Origin of the sequence: Streptomyces sp. NBC_01439, from assembly GCF_036227605.1 — a bacterium.
Classification (GTDB): Bacteria; Actinomycetota; Actinomycetes; order Streptomycetales; family Streptomycetaceae; genus Streptomyces.
Genome location: NZ_CP109487.1, coordinates 4,530,498 through 4,543,176, shown reverse-complemented (window position 1 = coordinate 4,543,176; position 12,679 = coordinate 4,530,498). Strand labels below are relative to the sequence as shown.

12 protein-coding genes are annotated in these 12,679 nt (G+C 72.1%); 9 read left to right on the top strand and 3 right to left on the bottom strand.

Annotated features, from left to right (window positions below; genetic code table 11):
• Window positions 1–25 precede the first annotated feature (25 nt).
• The gene (locus OG207_RS20250) at window positions 26–2,467 is read right to left on the bottom strand and encodes a SulP family inorganic anion transporter (protein ID WP_329099891.1); all 2,442 of its coding nucleotides are present in this window, start codon (window positions 2,465–2,467) and stop codon (window positions 26–28) included.
• Between the two features lie 234 nt (window positions 2,468–2,701).
• On the opposite strand from OG207_RS20250, the gene OG207_RS20245 reads away from it, so the two are divergent.
• Entirely contained in the window at window positions 2,702–4,009 is a 1,308-nt protein-coding gene (locus OG207_RS20245) for a hypothetical protein (protein ID WP_329099890.1), read from the top strand.
• On the opposite strand, the gene OG207_RS20240 is transcribed toward OG207_RS20245, so the two are convergent.
• On the bottom strand, window positions 3,963–4,985 hold the full coding sequence (locus tag OG207_RS20240) for an ATP-binding protein (protein ID WP_329099888.1): 1,023 nt from the start codon (window positions 4,983–4,985) through the stop codon (window positions 3,963–3,965). The genes OG207_RS20245 and OG207_RS20240 overlap by 47 nt on opposite strands.
• Before the next feature lie 109 nt (window positions 4,986–5,094).
• Between OG207_RS20240 and OG207_RS20235 the strand changes: the two genes are divergently transcribed.
• The gene (locus OG207_RS20235) at window positions 5,095–5,916 is read left to right on the top strand and encodes an oxidoreductase (RefSeq protein ID WP_329099887.1); all 822 of its coding nucleotides are present in this window, start codon (window positions 5,095–5,097) and stop codon (window positions 5,914–5,916) included.
• Between the two features lie 406 nt (window positions 5,917–6,322).
• On the opposite strand, the gene OG207_RS20230 is transcribed toward OG207_RS20235, so the two are convergent.
• Window positions 6,323–7,198, bottom strand: coding sequence for an HAD family hydrolase (locus OG207_RS20230; RefSeq protein ID WP_329099886.1), 876 nt, complete (start codon window positions 7,196–7,198; stop codon window positions 6,323–6,325).
• A gap of 539 nt (window positions 7,199–7,737) precedes the next feature.
• Here OG207_RS20230 and ssd point away from each other — a divergent pair.
• Genes ssd through OG207_RS20195 form a run of 7 tightly spaced genes read left to right on the top strand, consistent with a single transcriptional unit; the run spans window position 7,738 to window position 12,619 of the window.
• Window positions 7,738–8,862 (top strand): septum site-determining protein Ssd, encoded by a 1,125-nt coding sequence (gene ssd, locus OG207_RS20225; protein WP_329099885.1) that lies wholly within the window; start codon window positions 7,738–7,740, stop codon window positions 8,860–8,862.
• The gene (locus OG207_RS20220; protein ID WP_329099884.1) at window positions 8,859–10,007 is read left to right on the top strand and encodes a TadA family conjugal transfer-associated ATPase; all 1,149 of its coding nucleotides are present in this window, start codon (window positions 8,859–8,861) and stop codon (window positions 10,005–10,007) included. The genes ssd and OG207_RS20220 overlap by 4 nt, the downstream gene beginning before the upstream one ends.
• Window positions 10,004–10,888, top strand: coding sequence for a type II secretion system F family protein (locus OG207_RS20215; protein ID WP_329099882.1), 885 nt, complete (start codon window positions 10,004–10,006; stop codon window positions 10,886–10,888). Before OG207_RS20220 ends, OG207_RS20215 begins: the two co-directional genes overlap by 4 nt.
• A complete protein-coding gene (locus OG207_RS20210) occupies window positions 10,888–11,664 on the top strand; it encodes a type II secretion system F family protein (RefSeq protein ID WP_329099881.1) in 777 nt (258 codons plus the stop codon). The genes OG207_RS20215 and OG207_RS20210 overlap by 1 nt, the downstream gene beginning before the upstream one ends.
• A 49-nt stretch (window positions 11,665–11,713) precedes the next feature.
• The gene (locus OG207_RS20205) at window positions 11,714–11,911 is read left to right on the top strand and encodes a DUF4244 domain-containing protein (RefSeq protein ID WP_329099880.1); all 198 of its coding nucleotides are present in this window, start codon (window positions 11,714–11,716) and stop codon (window positions 11,909–11,911) included.
• Complete coding sequence (locus OG207_RS20200; protein WP_329099879.1) at window positions 11,898–12,284, top strand: TadE family type IV pilus minor pilin; 387 nt, start codon at window positions 11,898–11,900, stop codon at window positions 12,282–12,284. Before OG207_RS20205 ends, OG207_RS20200 begins: the two co-directional genes overlap by 14 nt.
• A complete protein-coding gene (locus OG207_RS20195; RefSeq protein WP_329099877.1) occupies window positions 12,281–12,619 on the top strand; it encodes an Rv3654c family TadE-like protein in 339 nt (112 codons plus the stop codon). Before OG207_RS20200 ends, OG207_RS20195 begins: the two co-directional genes overlap by 4 nt.
• Window positions 12,620–12,679: the final 60 nt, after the last annotated feature.

Sequence of the window (12,679 nt, the reverse complement as noted above, 5' to 3'; positions counted from 1 at the left end):
TGCACGATTACGGGAGGGTATCGGTTCAGGCGTGCTGGCCCACGCTGTCGAAGACCCGACAGTCGAAGAAGTCCTCGCCCTCGGACAGCAGATACGCCTGAGCCTCGCCCACGTGGAAGTACATCCCGTGCAGTTCCAGGGTGCCTTCGGCGAGTCGCCTGGCCACCGATTCATGGGCCCGCAGGTGCTCCAGTTGCTGGACCACATTGGTCAGGCACAGCTGCTCCACCGCGTCCGCCGGGAGCCGGCCCGAGATCCGGGCCCATGCGTGGTGGCGGCTGGCCATCCGCTCCAGGCTGGGCAGCCCGTGCTTCAGCCAGCGGCGCAGCGGGGTCATCGGGGCGCCGGGCGCGGAGGAGAGCAGGGCCTGCATGGCGCCGCAGCCCGAGTGCCCGCACACCGTGATGCTGTCGACCTGCAGCACGTCCACGGCGTACTCGATGGCCGCGGCGACGGAGTCGTCGGTGGACTCCGCGCCGGGTAGCGGGACCAGATTGCCGACGTTGCGGACCGTGAACAGGTCACCCGGTCCGCTGGCCGTGATCATGCTGGTCACCAGGCGGGAGTCTGCGCAGGTGAGGAAGAGCTGGGAGGGCCGCTGCCCCTCGCGGGCCAGCCGGGCCAGCTCGTCCCGCACGTGAGGTGCGGTGTCGCGCTGGAAGGCGCTGATCCCATTGGCCAGTTGGCCCGCGCCGCGCCGCCGGGGGGAGGGAGAGCCGGACGGTTCGGTGGCGGCCCCCGTTTCCGCCTCGGCGGCCGCCGCGGCTGCCTCGGCCGCGGCTGCGGCAGTGATCGTACGGGTACCCGCGGGGCGGTGGTCGCAGTGGTTCTGCCACGGAGTCCAGGGGCGGCAGCACTGGTGCACGCCGCGCTGCGACGTGCGGCGGGAGCGGTCCGCGTGGTGGCTCCCGTCGTCAGGCGCGTCGTCGGATGCGACTCCGAGCACGGCTCCGGGCGCGGCCTCGGGCAGTCGCGCCGACGCTCCGGCGCGGCCGGTGACCTCCAGCGAGCCTCCGTGCGCCAGGTGGGAATCCTGCCAGTCGTGCAGCGTCTCGTAGGCCGCGTGGTCCATGAACGAGCCGTCCAGCTCGATCACGGCGTGTCCGTCGTGCGGAATCTGGTTCAGCACCCGGCTCAGCCGGGGCACCGCGAGGAAGGTCAACTGTCCACGGGCCTCCACCCGGTGGGCCCCGCCGTCCAGTCGCTCCACGGTGATCCGGGTCCGGGTGAGCCGGTACAGGGCCAGCGCGACGGCCACGGCGATACCGATGGCCACGCCCTCCAGGACCCCGCCGAGCACCACGGCGACGATGGTCGTGCCGTAGACCAGGACCTCCCGGTGCCGGGTGACGCTGCGCAGGTGCGTGATGTTGACCATCTGTACGCCGACCGCCATCACGAGGGCGGCCAGTGCGGCGAGCGGGATCAGGTCGAGGACCGGGACCAGCAGTCCGGCCGCGAGCAGCACCCAGAATCCGTGCAGCATGGACGACTTTCGGCTGACTGCACCGGACTTGACGTTCGCCACACTGCGGACGGCCACACCCGTGATGGGCAGCCCGCCCAGCGCGCCGGAGACGATGTTCGCCGCGCCCTGGCCTCGCAGTTCCCGGTCGAGATCGGCGCGCGGCGGGCGGTTGCCCGTACGGCGCTCGGAGGCGATCAGCTTGTCGGTCGCGACGGAGGAGAGCAGCGATTCCACGCTGCCGACCAGGGTGATGGTCAGTACCGCGGCGATGAGACCGAGGACCGGCCCTTCGGGCAGTTCGGGCAGGGCGTGGCTGCGCCAGGACGGCAGGTCCACCCGCGGCAGGCTGAGCCCGGCCAGCGCGGCGAAGGCCGTGGCCGTGGCGACGGCGGCGAGCGCCGCGGGCACCTTGCGCAGGGCGTGGCCCACCCGACCGGGCAGCCGTGGCCAGCCAAGCAGGACGAGCAGGGTCAGCGCGCTGATGCCCAGCGCGACCGGATGCAGATCGGCCAACTGGCCGGGCAGGCCCACGACGTTGGCCACGGCGTTGCTCTGTGGTGTGCCGCCGAGCACGATGTGCAGCTGGGCCAGCGCGATGGTCACGCCGATGCCCGCGAGCATGCCGTGCACGATGGCCGGGCTGACCATGAGCGCCGACCGGGCGGTGCGCAGCGCGGCGAGGCCGAGTTGGCAGAGGCCGGCGAGCACGGTGATGGCACAGGTGGTGCGCCATCCGTAGCGCTGGATCAACTCGGCGGTGACCACGGTAAGTCCGGCGGCGGGCCCGCTCACCTGGAGTGGAGCGCCACCCAGCCGCCCGGCGACGATCCCGCCGACCGCCGCGGCGACCAGCCCCGCCTGGAGCGGGGCACCGGTGGCCAGGGCGATGCCGAGCGAGAGTGGCAGGGCGATCAGGAAGACGGCGATGGAGGCGGAGAGATCCGCGGGAAGGTCCTTGCGGATCTGTTGGGCGGAGCTCGTGGGGGAGGTGGCTGTCATGGGTTCCCGTCTCCTCTGGGGAGGGATGAAGCGGCGGGATTCTCAACGCTCGGTAAATGAATGGTAATGGAGAGTAAAGGTGAGCGGTGAATAATACGGGCAAATGGCGTACGAATTAGCACTCAAGGGTGATTAAGCATTTTGTCCGGCTTGTCATACCTTCTCTCGAGCGGACCGCATGGGACGTTGCGGCGCGGAAGTCCTGCGATGGAACTGCGAGGGAGAGGTGGGCGGATGATCGCCGCCACGAAGAAGATCGCCGGCGGCCTGGTCGCCACGGCGCTGGTCCTGGGGGTCGCCGGGTGCAGCACCTCTGAACCCGCCAAGTCCCCGGCTCCCGGGGCCCCGAACGCGCTGAAGGGGGCCGCCGCCCCGGAGGCTCCGGGTAGCGTCAACCGGCCCATCGGCGACGGGTCGACCGCGTACACCGGCATGCAGCCGAACGTGCAGAAGCCGCAAAAGCTGGGGCCCGGCGAAAAGCCGCCGCAGTTCGTGGTGTTCTCGTGGGACGGGGCCGGCGAGGACAGTCAGAAGCTCTTCTCGCACTTCCGCGAGGTCGGCAAGAAGTACAACGCCCGCATGACGTACTTCCTCAGCGGCGTCTACATGCTCCCTGAGGAGAAACGTTCCCTCTATACGGCGCCCCAGCATGAGTCCGGCCGCTCCGACATCGGCTTCGGCGACCTCCAGGGCATCAAGGACACCGCCACCCAGGTCCGCGCGGCGTGGCTGGAGGGCAATGAGATCGGCACCCACTTCAACGGGCACTTCTGCGGCCCCGACGGCGGCGTCGGCACCTGGTCCGTGGAGGAGTGGAAGAGCGAGATCAACCAGGCCAAGTCCTTCGTCAAGAACTGGAAGACCAACTCCGGCCTGAAGGACCAGGAGGCGCTCCCCTTCAACTACGACAAGGAGCTCATCGGCGCCCGCACGCCCTGCCTCGAAGGTCAGAAGAACTTCATGCTGGCGGCGAAGGACATGGGCTTCCGCTATGACTCCAGCGGCATCAGCAAGCAGATCTGGCCCAAGAAGACCGACGGGCTCTGGGACATCCCGCTCCAGCTGGTGCCCATGCCGGGGCGTGCCTTCGACACCCTGAGCATGGACTACAACTACATGGTCAACCAGTCCGGGACGACCTCGCAGGGTGACCCCTCCCAGCACGCGTACTGGGGTGACCAGATGCGCGACGGCTTGCGGGAGGCCTTCGACCGCGCCTACCAGGGCAACCGCGCACCGCTGATCATCGGAAATCACTTCGAGTCCTGGAACGGCGGCACCTACATGCGCGCCGTCGAGGAGTCCATCAAGACCATGTGCACCCAGAAGGAGGTCCGCTGCGTTCCGTTCCGGGAGCTGGCGGACTGGCTGGACGCGCAGGACCCGAAGGCCCTGGAGTGGATGCGCACCCTCGACGTCGGGGAGGCGCCGAAGGAGGGCTGGGGGAAGTTCCTGACCGCGGGGCCGCCGGCGGCGCCGGCCGCCCCCGCGGGCGTCAAGCAGGCTGAGGAGCCGGCCGCGGGGAGTGCGGACGAGGGCTGACGAGCGCCTCGGCCCCCTCGCGCAGGACGAATCCGGGGTCGACCTGGTCCGCCAGGTCGACCCCGGTCTTGGCGTTGCCCCAGCTCTCCGCGTTCTTGAGGTGGAAGCTGACCATCTGCTCCGTGTACCGGGCCCAGTCTCGGTGCGCGTACGAGTCGTCGGCTGCGTCCTGGAGCTCCTGGAGGGCGAGCCGGTTGGAGGCTTCGAGTAGCTCGAAGGGGGCCGGCCGGCCCTTCTCCATCGCCCGCACCCAGTCGGAGTGCCCGACGGTGACCAGCAGGTCCTCGCCCACCTCGTCCTGGAGGAACTCGATGTCCTCGGGTCCCTGCACCTTGTTGCCGATGACCTTGAGCGCGACCCCAAAGTCCCGCGCGTACTCCTTGTACTGGCGGTAGACGGAGACGCCCTTGCGGGTCGGTTCGGCGACCAGGAAGGTCACGTCGAAGCGGGTGAACATGCCCGAGGCGAAGGAGTCCGAGCCGGCCGTCATGTCGACGACCACGTACTCGTCAGGACCGTCGATCAAGTGGTTGAGGCAGAGCTCGACCGCCCCGACCTTGGAGTGGTAGCAAGCCACGCCCAAGTCGGCCTCGGTGAACGGCCCGGTCGCCATGAGGCGTACGGGCTCCCCGTCGAGCAGGAGCGTGCGCGCGCAGGCCTCGTACACCGGGTTGTCCTCGGTGACGCGCAGCAGGCGCGATCCACGGCCGGGCGGGGTGGTTTTGATCATCGAGTCGGCGGACGGGATGCGCGGGTTGGAACCGCGCAGGTACTCCTTGATCAGGGGCAGGTGCGCGCCGAGGGCCGGCAGTTCGTCGGCCTCCTCCTCGGTGAGTCCGAGCGCGGCGCCCAGATGTTGGTTGATGTCGGCGTCCACCGCGACGACGGGGGCTTCATTGGCGGCGAGGTGGCGGATGAAGAGGGAGGACAGGGTCGTCTTGCCGCTGCCGCCCTTTCCCACGAAAGCGATCTTCATGTTCACCAAGCGTAGCGGTTCGATAGCACTGTGTTGTCAAGGTGAGTGAAGAAGACCACTCCAAGGAGGGGTCGGTGCTATGGGTGCCCAGTGCGTAGGCTCCCTACTTATGAGTAGCGCTTCTGACCCGCTGGCCCCTCTGGCCGGACTGCCCGGTGTGGCCGAATCCGTGGATTCCGTACGCAAGGCCGTGGACCGCGTCTACGGGCACCGGGTGATGCGTCGCCGCAGCGGTGAGATCACCTCGGAGGCCGCCCTGCGCGGCGCCCGCGGGAGCGCGGCGCTGTCCGGTGCGGACTGGGCGTTGGAGGAGGTGCGCCGTCGGACCGACTTCGGTTCGGAGCCGGAGGCGCTGACGGTGGGCGCGGCACTGCGGCTCACGGCGGAGGCCGGCCAGTTGCTGAGCATCTGGCGCCAGTCGCCGCTCCGGGTCCTGGCGCGGCTGCACCTGGTGGCGTGCGGGTCGACGGCGGACGGCGATGTCGTGGGCCGTCCCCGGCTGGCGGGCGAGCCGGTGACCGAACCCCTGGTGGAACTCCCGCTCCCGAGCGCTGAGGAGGTGGCCGGCCGCCTCGACGGGCTGTCCCGCCTGATCATCGCGGGCGGTTCCGCCCCGGCCCTGATCACGGCCGCGGTGGTGCACGGCGAACTGCTGGCGCTGCGTCCGTTCGCCTCGTACAACGGGCTGGTCGCGCGGGCGGCCGAGCGGATCGTCCTGATCAACAGCGGCCTGGACCCCAAGGCCATCTGCCCGGCGGAGGTCGGCCACGCGGAGCAGGGGAACGACGCCTACCTGGCCGCCTTCGAGGGCTACGTTTCCGGGACCGCGGAGGGCATGTCCGCCTGGATCGCGCACTGCGGCCGGGCGGTCGAGCTGGGTGTCCGCGAGTCGACGGCGGTCTGCGAAGCCCTGCAGCGGGGTGCGGCCTGAGCCGCCCGTTCTACCGTTCTGCCCGTTCGGCCCCTTGTCTGAGTCGTTCGGACCCCGGACATGGGTTGCGGCGACACCGTCTTGCTTTGGTGTCGCCGCTGGCATTTACGCCCAGTTACCAAGCGTCCTCGATAGTTGCCCATCAGGTCGGGGTCTTTGCCCGTTACCTGGTGCGGCTGGCCCGTAATCGACGGGTCGACGTCGCGTGGGTGCTCGGCGCTCATGCTCCGGTCCGTGGGCCTTACTGCGTTTTAAAGATGATCCTCTCGGATGTTCTTTGGTCTCGCGGGCCGTTGCTTTATTTGTACTCCGCTTCGGAGCCATGCGAAACCCCTAGCTCCACTTTTTACTTTCCGGGACGACCGAGGGCGAACCGGACAGTCTTTATCCGTGCAGGTCAGGACATTCAGGCAGAGCCGGCTGAGGCCAGTGCATGGGCGCGGCGCCGGCTCGCGTACCAGACCAGCCCGGCCGTGGCGGCTGCCGCGCCCACCGCCGCCGCGGCGACCAGGGCGGGCCGGGTCGGCATGGACAGCCCGGGAAGGCGCTGCTTCAGCCGTACGGGCCGGTTGAAAACCAGGACCGGCCACTCGCGCGCCACGGCTTCCCGCCGCAGTGCCCGGTCGGGGTTGACGGCGTGCGGGTGTCCGACGGCTTCGAGCATCGGGACGTCGGTGGCCGAGTCGCTGTAGGCGTAGCAGCGGGTGAGGTCGTACCCCTCGGACTCCGCGAGCTCGCGTACCGCCTCCGCCTTGGTGGGCCCGTAGGCGTAGTACTCGATCTCACCGGTGAAGCAACCGTCCTCACCCACGACCATGCGGGTGGCGACGACCCGGTCCGCGCCGAGCATCTCCCCGATGGGCTCGACGACTTCCGCGCCGGAGGTGGACACGATCACCACGTCGCGGCCCGCGGTGTGGTGGGCCTCGATCAGGGACGCGGCCTCGTCGTAGATGATCGGGTCGATGAGGTCGTGCAGGGTCTCGGCGACGATCTCCCGCACCTGCTGCACGTTCCACCCCTTGCAGAGGGCGGACAGGTACTCCCGCATCCGTTCCATCTGATCGTGGTCGGCACCGCCGGCCAGGAAGATGAACTGGGTGTACGCGGTGCGCAACACGGCTCGCCGGTTGATCAGGCCGCCTTGGTAGAAGGACTTGCTGAACGTCAAGGTGCTCGACTTCGCAATGACCGTCTTGTCCAGGTCGAAGAAGGCTGCGGTGCGAGGCGAGGAGTGCGGCAAGGGCTGATTTTCCACGCCTCGAGCATATGCGCCCACCATTCGGCGTAAGGTGTGGCGCGTGGGTTTGCCTGAGAAGGCTCTCGGGTACACCATGGAAGTCACGGATCGTTCGCGACCGTGCTAACCCGGTCTGGCTCCTCCCCCCCCGAGTCGGACCGTGGGGACGACCCCCGCTCTCCCCCCCGGCGGGGGTCGTCGCATGTCCGGACGCGGTTCGCGTCCCTGCCTTCGGCTCCAAGTGACCATCCTTCGGCCCCTCCTCTTGTGTGGGGCCGACGCGGCGAAGGCCCTCACCACACCAGACTCGTGACGGTGCGTAGTGGTTCCGCCGCGCTCCGGAACTCACCTGAGTGGGTGACCGAGTTATTCACAACCGATGCGTTGTCCACAGTTATCCAACAAGATCCACTTCTTTTTCCTGATCGCTGCACGGTGATTCCAGCCGCGAAGTCCGTGGCGGAAGCATTTGCAGCGAGAAGGGGGCGGAGATCGTGGCCCGATCGAAGTCGTGTGAAACGCGGGAGTCCGTGGTCGGCGGAAGGGGAACGGGGGTCGGGGCGGGCCCCGGAACCGGTTCCGTGGCCGGATCCGCGCCCGGCGGCGGACGGCCGCTGATCATCACCGAGGACCCGCTGCTGCTCGACGATCTGCTGAGGCTGTGTGCCGCGGCGGGTGCCGAGCCGCACGTGCACCACGAGGTTCCCGAGCAGGACGGGGCCGTCGGGGCCCTCGAGGTGGGCGGCGGGGCGCGGAGCGCGGGATGGGAATCCGCGCCGCTCGTGCTGGTGGGTGACGACGCCGCGCGACGGGTGCGCGGGGCACCGCGCAGGGCCGGTGTGTTCCTCGTCGGCCGGGACCTGGACGACCCCCAGGTGTGGCAACGGGCGGTGGAGATCGGCGCCGAGGAGGTGTTGCGGCTCCCCGATGCCGAGAGTCGGCTCGTCGACCGCATCGCCGATGTCGTGGAGGGGGCCGGGCGCCCCGCCCTCGCCGTGGGGGTGATCGGCGGCAGCGGTGGCGCCGGGGCCTCCACCCTCGCCTGCGCGCTCGCCGTGCGGGCCGCCCGCGCCGGAGAACGGACCATCCTCATCGACGGCGACCCGTTGGGGGGTGGCATGGACGTCCTGCTCGGGGGCGAGAGCGCCGAAGGACTGCGCTGGCCGGACTTCGCGGCCTCGCGCGGCCGGGTCGGCGCCGGAGCGCTGGAGGAGTCCCTGCCCGAGCTGCACGACCTGCGGGTGCTCAGCTGGGACCGCGGTGACCGGGTGGTGGTGCCGCCCGCCGCGATCCGGTCCGTGGTGGCTGCCGCACGCCGCCGGGGCGGGGTCGTGGTGGTCGACCTCCCGCGGCGGGTCGACGAAGCCGTGGCCGAGGTGCTGGCCCAGCTCGACCTGCTGCTGATGGTCGTGCCGGGCGAGTTGCGGTCGGTGGCCGCCGCGGGCCGGGTGGCGGCCGGGGTCCGGATGGTGGCCCGGGACGTGCGGGTCGTCGTACGGGGACGCTGCGCGGGCGGCCTCGATCCGGAGTCCGTGGCCGGGCTGTTGGGGGCACCGCTGGCCGGGGAGGTGCCCGTAGAGGTGGGGCTCCCGGGACGGGCGGCCGAGGGCGAACCGCCGGGGACGCAGGGGAAGGGCCCGTTGGCCCGCTTCTGCGACGGCTTCTGGCAGCGGGCGCTCGGCTCCGCCCAGGGGGTGCCGGCATGAGCGCGGTGCTCCTGGACGCGGTGCGCCGGCGGCTCGCCGAGACCGGGGCGGAACCGACCCCGGCACGGGTGGCGGCAGCCCTACGGGCCCAGGGCAGGCTGCTCGGGGACGCCGAAGTGCTCGGTGTGGCCGCCGAGTTACGGTCCGAGCTGGTCGGCGCAGGGCCGCTGGAGGCGCTGCTCGGCGATCCGGAGGTCACCGATGTGCTGGTGGCGGCCCCCGACCGGGTGTGGGTGGACCGCGGTGGTGGCCTGGAGCTGACCGGAGTGACCTTCGCCGACGCCGAGGCCGTGCGCAGGCTCGCCCAGCGGCTGGCCGCCGTCGCGGGGCGGCGCCTCGACGACGCCCGGCCCTGGGTGGACGCCCGGATGCCCGACGGCACCCGGCTGCACGCCGTGCTGCCCCCGGTCTCGGTCGGTTCGGCCTGCCTCTCGCTGCGGGTGGTGCGGCCGCGGGCGTTCACGCTGGAGGAGCTCGTCGCCGCGGGGACACTGCCGCCCGGTGGGCAGCACCTGCTCCGGGACATGGTCGAGGCGCGGCTGTCGTTCCTCGTCTCCGGCGGTACCGGAACGGGCAAGACCACCCTGCTCAGCGCCCTGTTGGGGCTGGTCGGTCCCGGCGAGCGGATCGTGTTGGCCGAGGACTCGGCCGAGCTGCGCCCCGACCATCCGCACGTGGTGCGGCTGGAGACCCGGCCGGCCAACCAGGAGGGGGCGGGGCTGGTCACCCTGGCGGACCTGGTTCGCCAGGCGCTGCGGATGCGGCCCGACCGGCTGGTGGTGGGCGAGGTGCGGGGTGCCGAGGTGGCGGACCTGCTCGCCGCCCTGAACACCGGGCACGAGGGGGGTTGCGGGACGGTCCACGCCAATGCCGCGGCCCGTGTCCCCGCCCGGCTGGAGGCGCTCGGAACGGCCGCCGGGCTCGACCGGGCGGCCCTGCACAGCCAGTTGGCCGCGGCGCTGACCCTGGTGCTGCACTTGGTCCGGGACCGGGAGGGACGGCGCCGACTGGCCGAGGTGCACGTGTTGGAGCGGGACGCCGCAGGACTGGTGGTCACCGTACCGGCGCTGCGCTGGGCCGCCCGGGGCTTCGTGCGGGAGAGGGGCTGGGAACTGCTCCGCCCGCTGTTGCGGGGCGTCCGGTGAGCGCGGGGGCGGGGCTGCCGGTGCCGCTGTTCGCCGGGGTGCTGTGCGCCGGCGCGGCCGCTTGGGGGCTGGCCGGTGGCGACCGGGTGTCCCGGCGGGTCCAGGTGGTCCTCGCTGCGGCCGGTCCGGTGGTTCCGGTCGGTCCGCTGCGTCAGGAGCGGCTGCTGATCGCGGTACGGGTGCGGGCAGCGCGGTGGCGGGAGTGGGTCAGTCTCGCGGCGGGGCTGCTGGTGGCGGTGCTCGGCGGGTCGGTGATCCCGCTGCTGGCGGGGGCGGCGGGGGTGCCGCTGGTGCGCCGGTGGCTGCGGGTACGGGCGCGGGAGCGGGCCCGGGCGGCGCGGGCCGCCGAGGTGGTGGCCCTGTGCGGGGCGGTGGTGGGCGAGCTGCGGGCGGGAGCTCAGCCCGGGCAGGCGCTGACGGCCGCCCTGCGCAGGACGGTCGTCGGCCCCGGCGGGTCGGGTGCGGCGGAGACGGGCGTGCTGGCTGCCGCGGCCTTCGGCGGGGACGTGACCGGTGCGTTGCGCCAGGCGGCGCGGGAGTCCGGGGCGGAAGGGCTGGGCGGGATGGCGGCCTGCTGGCGGGTGTCGGTCGACGGCGGCGCGGGACTGGCCGCCGGACTGGAACGGCTGGAGGGGGCCCTGCGGGCCGAGCGGGACCGGCAGGAGTCGCTGCGGGCCCAGTTGGCGGGGGCGCGGTCGACGGTGTTGGTGCTCGCCCTGCTGCCGCTGGTGGGTCTGCTGATCGGCACCGGTCTGGGCGCGGATCCGTTGCGGGTGCTGCTGCACACGCCGATGGGATGGGGGTGCCTGCTGGCCGGCGGGGTGTTGGAGGCGCTCGGGCTGTTGTGGTGCCGGCGGATCGTCCGAGCGGGGGAGCGCTGATGGGCAGCTTCGTCGTCCACAGGCTGGGGATCGCCGCCTGCTTGGCCGTGGTCTCGCTGTGGTGGGTGTCAGCGGTGATGGCGCGGTTCCGGACGCGGGCGATCGCGCGCAGGGCCGCAGCCCTGTTGGGAGCTGGACCGGGACTTCGAAGGCCGGTGTTCGGCTCCGCGCTGAGGGGTGTGGTGGCCGCGTGGGCCGGGTCCGTCGGGGCGCTGCTGGCGGGCTGGGTGCTCGTGGGCGGGGTGACGGGTGTGGCTGTCGGCGGCCTGGCCGCGTTCGGTGTGCGGCGGTGGCAGGCCAGGGCGCGGCCATCGGTCGGAGCTGATGTGCAGGAGGTGGAGCGTCAGTTGCCTTTCGCCGCAGACCTGTTGGCCGCGTGCCTGGCGGCCGGGGCGGGCCCGGTGGAGGCCGCGGAGGTGGTGGGGGAGTCGCTGGGCGGCCCGGTGGGTGACCAGCTGGCGAGAGCCGGGGCGGAGCTGCGGCTCGGCGGCGAACCGGGCGCCGGGTGGGGGAGGTTGGCGGAGATACCGGGCGCCCGGGCGCTCGCGGAGTGCCTGGAACGGGCCGCGCGGACGGGGGCGCCCGCGGCGGAGCCGGTCTCCCGGCTCGCGTCCGGGCTCAGAGAGGACCGGGCCCGCACGGTGGGAGCGCGGGCGCAGCGGGCGGCGGTTCTCGTCACCGCACCGGTGGGGCTGTGTTTCCTCCCCGCTTTTCTCGCGATCGGAGTCGCTCCGGTGGTGATCGGTATGGCCTCGGGACTTCTCTCGAGCACCTGAAGTCGCATGGGCCACAGACAGCAACAGCGGAAATTCACAGGAGGTTGTCATGAGGATCATCTGGTTTCGTGTACGGACGGCGCTCGGGGCGCACGGGGGCGACAAGGGGATGTCCACGTCGGAATACGCGATGGGAACGATCGCGGCCTGCGCATTCGCGGCCGTCCTCTACAAGGTGGTGACGAGTGAAGTCGTCTCCACGGCCCTTCAGTCGACCATCGGAAAGGCGCTCGATGTGCCGTTCTGAGGGCAAGTCACAGCGCATCCGGGGAAAGTCGGACCGCGGATACGTGACGGCGGAGGCCGCCCTGGTGATTCCGGCACTGGTGCTGTTCGCGGCGCTGCTGGTGTGGGCCCTGATGGCGGCGGCCGCGCAGATCCGGTGTGTGGACGCGGCCCGGGCCGGAGCCCGGGCGGCGGCCAGGTCGGAGCCCGTGGAGGTGGTGGAGGCGGCGGCCCGGGAGGCCGCCCCGCCGGGAGCGCGGGTGGAGCTGGAGCGGACGGGTGACCTCTGGCGGGTCCGGGTGGCGGCGAAGGCGCCCGGGCCGGGCGGGCTGCCGGTACGGCTCGGCGCGCAGGCGGTGGCCCTGGCGGAGGACAGCGTGGGGCCGCCGCCGTGAGCCGGGACCGGGGTTCGGCCACGGTCTGGGCGGCGCTGGTGGCGACGGTGCTGGCTGCGGTGTTCGGCGGGGTGCTGCTGCTCGGCCAGGCCGTCGTGGCTCGCCACCGGGCGGCGGCGGCCGCCGACCTGGCGGCGCTCGCGGCGGCGGCCACCTGGGCCCACGGGCCGGAGACGGCGTGCGCGGCGGCCCTGCGGGTGGCCCGGGCGCAGGGCGCGGCGCTCGGCGCGTGCCTGCTCCGGGGCGAGGTCGCCGAGGTCACCGCCCGGGTCGCGGCGGGCCCGTTCGCGGCGACGATCCGGGCCCGGTCGGGCCCGCCCGGCCCGCCGGGCTGAGGCCCTGGGGACCGGGGAACCGGCGGACCGGGTACGGGGCCGCGTCGGGCCCGTTCAGGC

Excerpts from the sequence above, each read along its gene's own strand:
- OG207_RS20250 (WP_329099891.1), bottom strand. The coding sequence starts at position 2,467 with ATGACAGCCACCTCCCCCACGAGCTCCGCCCAACAGATCCGCAAGGAC.
- OG207_RS20245 (WP_329099890.1), top strand. The coding sequence starts at position 2,702 with ATGATCGCCGCCACGAAGAAGATCGCCGGCGGCCTGGTCGCCACGGCG.
- OG207_RS20240 (WP_329099888.1), bottom strand. The coding sequence starts at position 4,985 with ATGAAGATCGCTTTCGTGGGAAAGGGCGGCAGCGGCAAGACGACCCTG.
- OG207_RS20235 (WP_329099887.1), top strand. The coding sequence starts at position 5,095 with ATGAGTAGCGCTTCTGACCCGCTGGCCCCTCTGGCCGGACTGCCCGGT.
- OG207_RS20230 (WP_329099886.1), bottom strand. The coding sequence starts at position 7,198 with ATGGTGGGCGCATATGCTCGAGGCGTGGAAAATCAGCCCTTGCCGCAC.
- OG207_RS20220 (WP_329099884.1), top strand. The coding sequence starts at position 8,859 with ATGAGCGCGGTGCTCCTGGACGCGGTGCGCCGGCGGCTCGCCGAGACC.
- OG207_RS20210 (WP_329099881.1), top strand. The coding sequence starts at position 10,888 with ATGGGCAGCTTCGTCGTCCACAGGCTGGGGATCGCCGCCTGCTTGGCC.
- OG207_RS20205 (WP_329099880.1), top strand. The coding sequence starts at position 11,714 with ATGAGGATCATCTGGTTTCGTGTACGGACGGCGCTCGGGGCGCACGGG.
- OG207_RS20200 (WP_329099879.1), top strand. The coding sequence starts at position 11,898 with ATGTGCCGTTCTGAGGGCAAGTCACAGCGCATCCGGGGAAAGTCGGAC.